Genomic DNA, 3123 nt, shown 5'->3' on the forward strand with positions numbered 1-3123 from the left:
GACCACGACACACCACCACCACCAGAAACAGCAGCAGCATCCGCACCGACCAAAGCCAGCCTCGGCACATACACATCCCCGCCACGCAACGCGAACTCCGGCTCACCCTCAGCAACAGCCGCAGCCAGCACAGACACCGGAACACCAACAGCCCCACCATCCGAATCCACCAGCACAAACCGCCCAGGATGCTCGGACTGCACAGAACGCAGGAAACCGCGTACGGCGGCCTGTGCGAGGTCCACCGGGGCGGTGCCCGACACGGCGACGGCGCCATGGGTGACCACGGCGAGCCTTGCGTCGGCGAGCGCCTCGTCGGCGAGCCACTGCTTGGCGCGCGCGAGGGTGGCGGTCACTGCCTCACGGACCCGCTCCGGCAGGTGCTCACCGTCGCTCTCCCGCCGGCCATGGGCGTCGAGCGCGGCCGCGTCCAGAAGGACGAGCCGCACGCCGTCGGCGACGGCGGCCTCGATCTCCTCCGCCGACCGCGTGTCGTCCCACAGAATCGAACGCGGTGTCTGTGCGAGCTCGTCGAACGCGCGGCGCTCCCAGCTCACTTCGTAGAGCGAGCGCGCCGCGCCGGCACCCGCCGAGCGGAGCAGGGCCGTGGTGACCGGACGCAGCTCGACCTGGTCCACGCTGAGCAACGGGATGCCGTCGGCGTCGGTGGCACGCACCCGCAGGGCGCCGCCGTCGGCCGGGGACAGCAGGACCCGCACGATCCGGGCGTCGTCGACCGCGTCCCGGCCGGTGGCGGTGTCGAGGCCGCCGGCCCGCACCCGAACGCCACGCCAGACGGTGGGATGCAGGGCTCCGGCGGTGCCGGGGCCGCCCTCGTCGGCAAGACGCCAGGCGTGACAGACGGACTCCAGGAGCGCAGCGCGCGGCGTGAGCCCTTCGATGGCCTGTTCGAGCAGTTCGATCTCGGCGTAGATGTCGTCCCCGGTGCGCCACGCGCCTCGCAGTCCCTGAAGGGCTGTTCCGAACTGTTGTTCGGCGGCGAAGAGTTCGCCGTAGAGCCCGGCTGTATCCGCCGGGGTCGCGTCGGCCGGCGGCCAGGTGCCCGCGAGCCGTGCGTACGCCTCATCGGTCTCCTCGGCCCCGGGGTGCAGCTCGGCGGTGGCATGCAGGATCCACTCCGCGGTGGCGTCGCCGTCGGGCTGCGTGTGGACGGTGAGACGGCGGTGCCCCGATTCGTCGGGCGCCGCGGCCATGACCTGGACGCGGACGGCTTCGTCGGGCGCCAGGAGCAGCGCTTGGTGCTGTTCCAGGTGCGCGACGCCGGGCAGACCGAGACGGTCCGCGGCGTACAGCGCCCAGTCGAGCAGGGCGCTCCCGGGCAGTACGGGCGTGTCGAGCACGGTGTGCTCCGTGGGCGAGGCCGCGACCGGGGTCGTGAGCCTGCCGGTGAACAGGATGCTGTCGGTCCCGGCGGGGACGACGGCCGCGGCGAGCACCGGGTGGCCGGTGGCCTCCTGGCCGACACCGCCCGGGTTCCCGGAGTCGGCCGGCGCGTCGAGCCAGTAGCGCTCCCGCTGAAACGCGTACGTCGGCAGGTCGACGGTGTCGGCCCGCTCGGCCGGGGCCGGGGTGAGAGCGGTCCAGTCCACACCGAGACCTCGGGTCCACAGGGCGGCGGCGTTACGCAGCAGGGCCGTGCGCTCGTCCTCGTCGCGGCGCAGCGTGCCGGTGACGACGACCTCGCGGCCGCCGGCCTGCAGCGCGGCGTCCTCCAGGGCCGCGGTGGTGACCGGGTGCGGGCTGATCTCCACGAAGGTGTCGATGCCGCTTTCCATGAGGTCGGCGACCACCTCCGCGAAGCGCACCGGCCGGCGGAGGTTCCGGTACCAGTAGTCCGCGTCGGCCTCCCGGTCCCGCACGTCCTCACCGGTCACGGTGGAGCGCCAGGTCACCTGGGGCCGCGCCGGGCTGATGTGACCGAGCTCCTTGATGAGGCGGTCCTTGATGAGCTCGACCTGGGGAGCGTGCGAGGGGTAGGTCACGGGGATGCGGCGGGCGCGGATCCCGTCGGCCTCGCAGCCGTCCAGGAGCTGCTGCAGCGGTCCCTCGTCGCCGGCGACCACGACGGCGCCGGGTCCGTTGACGGCGGCGACGACCACGCCGGTGGCGGGTTCGGTGGCCCCGTCGGGGTTCGTGTACCGGTCGATGAGTGCCTGGGCCTCGTCGGAGGGCACGGTCAGCGACGCCATGCCGCCGCGCCCGGCGAGCTCCTCGGCGATGACGCGGCTGCGCAAGGCCACGAGACGGGCGCCGTCGGCCAACGACAGGGCACCGGCCACGCAGGCCGCGGCGATCTCTCCCTGGGAGTGGCCGACGACCACGGAGGGCGTGATGCCGCAGTGCTGCCAGACCTTCGCGAGGGAGACCATGACGGCCCACAGGGCGGGCTGCACCACGTCGACGCGCTCCAGGGCCTGCTTGTCGCCGAGGACCTCCAGCAGGTTCCAGTCCGCGTGCGGCGCGAGCACGTCGGCGCATTCACGCAGGGCCCCGGCGAACACCGGCGATGACTCCATAAGGCCGAGCGCCATGCCCGTCCACTGGGCGCCCTGTCCGGGGAAGACGAAGGCCACGTTCGCGCCGGGGCGCACGGTCCCGGAGATGAGCCCGGGGACCTCGGCGTCCTGGCGGGCCAGGCCCGCGAGTCCTTCGGCGAAGCCCACGGGGTCAGCGGCGAGAACAACCGCGCGCTCGTCGAAGGCGGTACGGCCGCCGATGAGCGCGGCGGCTGTCGCCGCGGGAGCGGCCCCTGCGGCTGCGAAGGCACGCAGTTGCTCGGCCTGGCCGCGCAGCGCGGCGGCGGACTTGGCCGAGACGAGCCACGGCAGTACGGCACCTTCGGCGGCGGTCAGCACCGGCTCGGGCCGCTCCGCGCTCCGCTCCGGCTCGGCCTCGGGGGCCTGCTCGAGGATGACGTGGGCATTGGTTCCGCTGATACCGAACGAGGACACCGCTCCACGCCGCGGCCTGCCCGTCTCGGGCCAGGCGACGGCGTCGGTCACCAACTCGACGGAGCCCGCCGTCCAGTCGACGTGCTCGCTGGGCCGCTCGGCGTGCAGGGTCCGGGGCACGGTGCCGTGCCGCAGGGCGAGCACCATCTTG

1 protein-coding gene is annotated in these 3123 nt (G+C 73.5%); it reads right to left on the reverse strand.

Annotated elements, in window-relative coordinates:
• Positions 1-3123, reverse strand: a 3123-nt coding sequence (locus BFF76_RS23150) for an acyltransferase domain-containing protein (RefSeq protein ID WP_141695649.1), incomplete at both ends; no start/stop codon positions are given.

Origin of the sequence: Streptomyces mutomycini, from assembly GCF_001700505.1 — a bacterium.
GTDB lineage: Bacteria > Actinomycetota > Actinomycetes > Streptomycetales > Streptomycetaceae > Streptomyces > Streptomyces mutomycini.